Consider the following 6,265-nt stretch of genomic DNA (forward strand, 5'->3'; position numbering starts at 1 on the left):
CCGTGTCGACGCCCGAGCCGCCCTCGTAGACGTCGAAGTCGTTGCGGTCGGCGTAGAAGCGGTCGTTCCCGTCCCCGCCGATCAGGGTGTCGAAACCCGTCCCGCCGTTCAGCGAATCGTTGCCGCCGCCGCCGTCCAGGCGGTCTGCGCCGCCGTTGCCGGCAAGTGTGTCGTTCGGCGCGCCCCCTGTGAGGGTGTTGGCGCCGCCGTCGCCCGTGTATGTCGCCACCCGCCGCGCCCCTCCGCCCAGCCCTGCGACAAAAGGTAGCGACGCATGCTTAAGATAGGCTTAGAGGCGGGCGGGGCGCGTGCGTGTAACCTCCTCCCGGCGGAAGCCGGAATCCATCCGAGTTCCTGAGCGGACCGGGAGTCCGTCTGGGTCCCGGCTTCGCCAGGATGAGCGGAGAGTGGAGCGGACGCCTCTAGAACCCCAGCCCGGGCAGGCCCATGGCGCCGAGCGGGCCGGCGGCTTCGCGCATCATCTCGGCCTGCTGGGCGTCGAGCTTGCGCTTGGCGTCGGCATGGGCGGCGACGATCAGGTCGGCGACGACCTCGCCTTCGCCGGGCGCTAGCAGGCTCTCGTCCAGCTTCACACCGGTGAGCTCCCCGGTGCCTCTCAGCGTCACGGTGACCATGCCGCCGCCGGAGGTGCCCTCCACGGTGAGCTCAGCGAGCTTGGCCTGGGCCTGGGTCAGCTTCTGCTGCATCTCCTGGGCCTGCTTCATCAGGGCGTTCAGGTCCTTCATGGGCCTAGTCCTCGTCTTCGCTGTCGGCTTCGTCGCCGGCGTCGGCGGCCGGCTCGGGGGCGGCGAGGGTTCGCACGCCCAGGATCTCGGCGCCAGGGAAGGCTTCCATCACCTGGCGGACGAACGGGTCCTGCTCGACCTGGGCCAGCACCTCGCGCTCCTCGCGCTTCTGGCGCTCCCACAGGCTCTCGGCGCCGCCGCCGCCCTGGGCCGCCACCAGCCAGGGCTGGCCGGTCCATTCGCGGAGCTTGGAGGCCAGGCGCTGGATCAGATTGGCCGGCGCGCCGGGCGCCGGCTCGAACTCGATGGCGCCGGGCCGGAAGCTGATCGGGCGGACGAACCGCTCCACGTCCAGTCGCAGGGCGATGTCGCGCTTGGAGTCGATGAGGGCGATGACGTCCTCGAACCGCTGCAGCGTGGGCGCCGCTTCGGCCGGCGCCGGCCGGGGCGGAGCCGCCTGGCGCGCCACGGCCGAGGCGCCGCCGCCGCCCTGGTGCATGCCGCCGCCACCGCCTCCCCCGCCGCCGGACGGGCCCGCGCCGCCGGTCGGCGGCTCGCCCGATTGCAGGCGCTTCAGCGCTTCCTCGGGCCCGGGCAGGTCGGCGGCGTAGGCCAGCCGGATCAGCGCCATGTCGGCCGCCGCGGCCGGATCAGGCGCGCGGCGCACCTCGTCGTAGGCCTTCAGCAGCAGCTGCCATTGGCGGGAGAGCACGCCGGCCGACACCGCCGCGCCGATAGCCGCGAGCCGCGCCGCCTGTTCCTTCGGCAGCGTCAGCGCATGCGGCCCCACCGCCTTGGCGACCGAGGCGCCGTGGCAGTGCTCGAGAAGGTCAAGCATCACCTGGCCGGGGTCGGCGCCGTAGCCGTAGAGGGTGCGGAAGGTCTCGATCGCGCCGCCCGCCTCGCCGCGCATCACCTGTTCGAACAGCGAGATGGTCTGGGCCCGGTCGGCCAGGCCCAGCATGTCGCGGATGGTGGCGGCGGTGACCGTCTGGCCGGCCTCGGCCTGGACGATAGCCTGGTCGAGCAGCGACTGGGCGTCGCGCACCGAGCCCTCGGCGGCCCGGGCGATCAGCATCAGCCCCTCGGCCTCCACCCGCGCGCCCTCGCGCTCGGCGATCATCTCCAGGTTCTTCATGATCACCTCCGGCTCCACGCGGCGCAGGTCGAAGCGCTGGCAGCGGGACAGGATGGTGACCGGCACCTTGCGGATCTCGGTGGTGGCGAAGATGAACTTGGCGTGCGGCGGCGGCTCCTCGAGGGTCTTCAGCAGCGCGTTGAACGCGGCCGTCGAGAGCATGTGCACTTCGTCGATGATGTAGACCTTGTAGCGCGCCTCGACCGGCGCATAGCGCACCCCGTCGAGCAGCTCGCGCATCTCGTCCACCTTGGTTCGGCTGGCGGCGTCGAGCTCGAGCACGTCCATGTGCCGGCCCTCGATGATCGCCCGGCAGTGGCGGCCGTCCTGCGTCAGGTCCAGCGACGGCTCGTGCACCGTGTCGGTGTCGTAGTTCAGGGCCCGGGCGAGCAGCCGAGCGGTGGTGGTCTTGCCGACCCCGCGCACCCCGGTGAGCATGAAGGCGTGGGCGATCCGCCGCGACGCGAAGGCGTTCTTCAGCGTCCGGACCATCGCCTCCTGCCCGAACAGGTCGTCGAAGGTCCTGGGCCGGTACTTGCGGGCGATGACGGTGTAGGCGGCGCTCTCCGCGGGCGGGGCCGCAGCCCGGGGCGGCGCGCCGAACATGTCCGCGGTGTCGGGATCACGCTCGGGCAGGTCGGGTTCGAGCGTGAGGTCGTCTTCGGCCATCTGGCCCTTGAACTGAAATGGTTGGGTGGAGACCGGACGACGACCCGGAGCGAAACTCGTTACGGCTGCTTCCTTCCGGACCTGACCGGGTTGGCGAGGACTCCGCCCGTCGCCGATCTCCGCCCCCAATATCGCGGCTGGGCCGTCGGATCGCAAGCTCGGCTGCGCTCGCCGCCCCGGTCAGACCGCCGCAGCGCAGCATCCGAGGCATCTTCCCAGCTACGTCCGGCCCCGCTAACCGTTTGCGCCACCATCGGAGAACGGCATGCCGCTCAAGGCCTTCATGAACACCTTCGCAGGCAATCCGCTCAACCGCGCCAGCGAGCGGCGGGGCGACGAGGCCTGGCTCGCCGAGAAGCTGGAGGCGCCCGATTCGCTGGCGCTGGCCGTCTGGAACGGCCGGCCGCTGGTGGAGAAGGCCGAGGGTGGCGGTTTCCAGCTCGCCTACCTGCCGGCCCGGATGGCGGACAAGCTGACGGGCGGGATGGAGCGGCTGCTGTTCATGGGCCTTTGGAAGGACACCGCCGTCTGGGCCGTCGACCTGGAGGGCGGGACCGACCCGGCCGAGGGCGAGCTGCAGGGGCTGGGCCGGTTCGAGGACCTGCGCCAGATCGCCCTTCGCCTGCCGGACGCCGAGGCGGCGATCGCGGCCACCGCCAAGCAGATGTTCGAGTGGCGTCGGCGGCATCGCCACTGCGCGGCCTGCGGCGAGCCCAGCCTGGTGGTCGACGGCGGCTGGAAGCGGAAGTGCCCGGCCTGCGAGGCCGAGCACTTCCCGCGCACCGACCCGGTGGTGATCATGCTGCCGTTCCACGGCGAGCGCTGCATGCTGGGCCGGCAGGCGGCCTGGCCGAAGGGCATGTTCTCGGCCCTGGCCGGCTTTCTGGAGCCCGGCGAGAGCATCGAAGAGGCCTGCGCCCGCGAGTTGATGGAGGAGGCCGGGCTCAACGCCGTGGAGGTGAAGTACCACTCCACCCAGCCCTGGCCTTATCCGTCCTCGCTGATGATCGGCCTGATCGCCGAGGTCGAGGACGACCAGGCCGCCCCCGACCAGACCGAGCTCTCGGAAGTGAAGTGGTTCACGAAGGAAGAGGCCCGCCGCCTGATCGCCGGCGAATACGACGGCGCCTCCGCCCCCGGCCGCCTCGCCATCGCCCACCAGCTGATCAAGGCCTGGGCGGAGAGCTGAGCCTGTTTCCTTTCCCATGAATGGGAGAGGAAAGAGCAGCTTCCTACCCCCGCGTCCGGAACGGGTCCGCCGGATAGACGCCGAGGATCTCGAACCGTTCGGAGAAGAACTTCAGCTCCTCGAAGGCTCTGGCGACGCCGCGGTCTTCGGGACGCCCGTCGACCTCGGCGTAGAAGAAGGTGGCCGTGAAGGTCCCGTTCTCCATGTAGCTCTCGAGCTTGGTCATGTTCACGCCGTTGGTCGCAAAACCGCCGAGCGCCTTGTAGAGGGCCGCCGGCAGGTTGCGGACGCGGAACACGAAGCTGGTGATGCAGGGCGCGGTGAACGGCGGCGGCGGCGGGTCCTTATCGGCGGTCATCACCAGGAAGCGGGTGGTGTTGTGCCGCTCGTCCTCGATGTCGCGAAGCAGGATCTCCAGGCCGTAGATCTCCGCCGCCAGCGCCGGCGAGATCGCCGCCCGGGTGGGGTCCGGCCGCTGGGAGAGCATGCGCGCCGCGCCGGCGGTGTCGCCCACCGCTTCGGTGGAAAAGCCGAGCCGGCGAATGGTCTTGCGGCACTGGCTCAGTGCGATGGCCATGCTTTGGACGGTCTTGACGTTGTCGAGCTTCGTCCCGGGATTGGCCATCAGCTGGAAGCGGATCGGCTTGAACCGCTCGCCGATGATCTTCAGACCGGAGTTGGGCAAGAGATGGTGCACGTCGGCCACGCGGCCGGCGATGGAGTTCTCCACCGGGATCATGCCCAGCTGGCACTCGCCCGCCCGGATGGCCTCGAAGGCGTCGTCGAAGGTCGCGTAGGGGACCGGCTCATGCTCCGGGAAGGCGGCCAGACAGGCCTCGTGGCTGTTGGCCCCGAGTTCGCCCTGAAAGGCGATGCGCTTTGCGCTCATGCGAGCTCCCTTGCGTGGGCCCGCGCCCGTTCGAGATCGGAGGGGTTGTCGACGCTGATCGGCGCCTCGTCGACCTTGGCGGCCCAGATACTCATGCCGAGCTCCAGCGCCCGCAGCTGCTCCAGCCGCTCTCGCGTCTCGAGGGGCGAGGGCGGGGCGGCGCAGAACCGCTCCAGCGCCTCGCGCCGGTAGCCGTAGATGCCGTGGTGCAGCCACACGGGCCCGTCGCCGTAGAGCACCGAGCGGGTGAAATAGAGCGCCTTGCCGGTGCGCCCGTCCGCCCCCCAGGCGACGACGGCCTTGGGGATGTCCGGGTTGGCGCGCTCGGCCGGGTCGGCCTCGGCGACCACGATGGTGGAGACGTCGCAGCGCGGCTCGCTGGCCAGCAGCTGCGCGGGCGCGGCCACCGCCTCGCGCGCGACGAAGGGGATGTCGCCCTGGAGGTTGATGACCACGTCGTGGCGGCCGGCCGGGTCGAGCGTCTTGAGGGCGGCGAGGATGCGGTCGGAGCCGGAGGGCAGGTCGGGATCGGTCAGCACCGCCGTCCCGCCCGCCGCCTCGACGGCGCGCACGATCTCCGAATCGCCCGCCGCCACGGCCACCGGGCCGACGCCCGCGGCCTGCGCCCTGCGCAGCACGCGGACGATCATCGGAAGACCCTCGATATCGGCGAGGGGCTTGCCGGGCAGGCGCGTGGCCGCCATGCGAGCGGGGATGAGAACGATAGGATTCATGGCCGGTTGCACCTGGGCCGGTAGCGTGTAAGAGACGCGCACGCAACATGGGGCGGGGGAATCCCGCGCGTGCGCCGGCATTGTCGCCGGCCGATCAGAGGGTCGATTTCAGGACGATGGACCTTACGTTCAACAAGGTCGCCGGCGCGGTGCTCGCGACGGGGTTGGCCCTCGTGGGGCTGCGTGAGCTGGCCAACGGCGTGTTCGCGGTGCACGAGGTCGAGAAGCCGGGCTACGCCATCGCCGTGGCCGAGGAGGCCGCTGGCGGCGGCGAGGCCGAGCTGCCGCCGGATTGGGGCACGGTGTTGCCCGTCGCCGACGTGGCCGCCGGCCAGGCGGTGTTCGCCAAGTGCACAAGCTGCCACGTGGTGGCCGCGGGCGCGCCGCACGGCACCGGCCCGAACCTCTACGGCGTGGTCGGCCGCAAGCCGGCCGGCGCGGGCGGCTACGCCTATTCGCAGGCCTTCACCGACTACGCTGGGCAGCACCCGGTCTGGACGTGGGAGGAGCTCGACGCCTTCCTGAGAGCGCCGCAGAAGCACATCCCCGGCACCAAGATGACCTTCGTCGGCCTGAAGAAGCAGGAAGACCGCATCAACATGCTGGCCTACCTGGCCCAGCAGGGCGGCACCCTGGCCGTCCCGCCGCCGAACCCGGCCGCTGCCGCGGCTCCGGCTGCGGCCGGCGCGGCGGCTCCGGCCGCTGAGGGCGCTGCTCCCGCGGCGCCTGGCGCAGCCGCGCCGGCGACGGAAGGGGCTGCGGCTCCTGCGGCTGGCGCTGCGGCTCCCGCGGGTGGCGCTGCGGCTCCCGCGGCGGGCGCCGCCGCGCCGGCGGCGAAGGCCGCCGCTCCCGCCGCCAAATAGGCAGGAACCTACTCAAACTTCGGTCGTGGCCGGCTTC

7 protein-coding genes and 1 other RNA gene are annotated in these 6,265 nt (G+C 71.5%); 2 read left to right on the plus strand and 6 right to left on the minus strand.

Translation table 11 applies throughout. The features are described 5' to 3' along the window. The 4 genes from VHK87_RS09705 to ffs form a co-directional block, all read right to left on the minus strand. Positions 1–229 (minus strand): calcium-binding protein (locus VHK87_RS09705; protein ID WP_414694137.1); only part of this gene is annotated, 229 nt, incomplete at its 3' end. Between the two features lie 193 nt (positions 230–422). Then, positions 423–746, minus strand: a complete 324-nt coding sequence (locus tag VHK87_RS09710; protein ID WP_329634698.1) for a YbaB/EbfC family nucleoid-associated protein — start codon at positions 744–746, stop codon at positions 423–425. Between the two features lie 4 nt (positions 747–750). Continuing rightward, positions 751–2,553, minus strand: a complete 1,803-nt coding sequence (locus tag VHK87_RS09715) for a DNA polymerase III subunit gamma/tau (RefSeq protein WP_329634699.1) — start codon at positions 2,551–2,553, stop codon at positions 751–753. A 23-nt stretch (positions 2,554–2,576) separates the two neighbouring features. Beyond that, positions 2,577–2,675, minus strand: an RNA gene (ffs, locus tag VHK87_RS09720) — signal recognition particle sRNA small type. A 143-nt stretch (positions 2,676–2,818) separates the two neighbouring features. Here ffs and nudC point away from each other — a divergent pair. Further along, positions 2,819–3,742, plus strand: a complete 924-nt coding sequence (nudC, locus tag VHK87_RS09725) for an NAD(+) diphosphatase (protein WP_329634700.1) — start codon at positions 2,819–2,821, stop codon at positions 3,740–3,742. Between the two features lie 43 nt (positions 3,743–3,785). Here nudC and VHK87_RS09730 read toward each other — a convergent pair whose 3' ends face one another. Next, a complete protein-coding gene (locus tag VHK87_RS09730; RefSeq protein WP_329634701.1) occupies positions 3,786–4,631 on the minus strand; it encodes a prephenate dehydratase in 846 nt (281 codons plus the stop codon). Then, positions 4,628–5,365, minus strand: coding sequence for a 3-deoxy-manno-octulosonate cytidylyltransferase (locus tag VHK87_RS09735; protein WP_329634702.1), 738 nt, complete (start codon positions 5,363–5,365; stop codon positions 4,628–4,630). Before VHK87_RS09735 ends, VHK87_RS09730 begins: the two co-directional genes overlap by 4 nt. A 116-nt stretch (positions 5,366–5,481) precedes the next feature. On the opposite strand from VHK87_RS09735, the gene VHK87_RS09740 reads away from it, so the two are divergent. Then, positions 5,482–6,228, plus strand: a complete 747-nt coding sequence (locus VHK87_RS09740) for a cytochrome c family protein (RefSeq protein ID WP_329634703.1) — start codon at positions 5,482–5,484, stop codon at positions 6,226–6,228. Positions 6,229–6,265 lie beyond the last annotated feature (37 nt).

It is taken from the genome of Phenylobacterium sp., from assembly GCF_036263695.1.
Taxonomy (GTDB): domain Bacteria; phylum Pseudomonadota; class Alphaproteobacteria; order Caulobacterales; family Caulobacteraceae; genus Phenylobacterium.

Coding starts and splice junctions, on each gene's coding strand:
- VHK87_RS09710 (WP_329634698.1), bottom strand. CDS start 746: ATGAAGGACCTGAACGCCCTGATGAAGCAGGCCCAGGAGATGCAGCAG.
- VHK87_RS09715 (WP_329634699.1), bottom strand. CDS start 2,553: ATGGCCGAAGACGACCTCACGCTCGAACCCGACCTGCCCGAGCGTGAT.
- nudC (WP_329634700.1), top strand. CDS start 2,819: ATGCCGCTCAAGGCCTTCATGAACACCTTCGCAGGCAATCCGCTCAAC.
- VHK87_RS09730 (WP_329634701.1), bottom strand. CDS start 4,631: ATGAGCGCAAAGCGCATCGCCTTTCAGGGCGAACTCGGGGCCAACAGC.
- VHK87_RS09735 (WP_329634702.1), bottom strand. CDS start 5,365: ATGAATCCTATCGTTCTCATCCCCGCTCGCATGGCGGCCACGCGCCTG.
- VHK87_RS09740 (WP_329634703.1), top strand. CDS start 5,482: ATGGACCTTACGTTCAACAAGGTCGCCGGCGCGGTGCTCGCGACGGGG.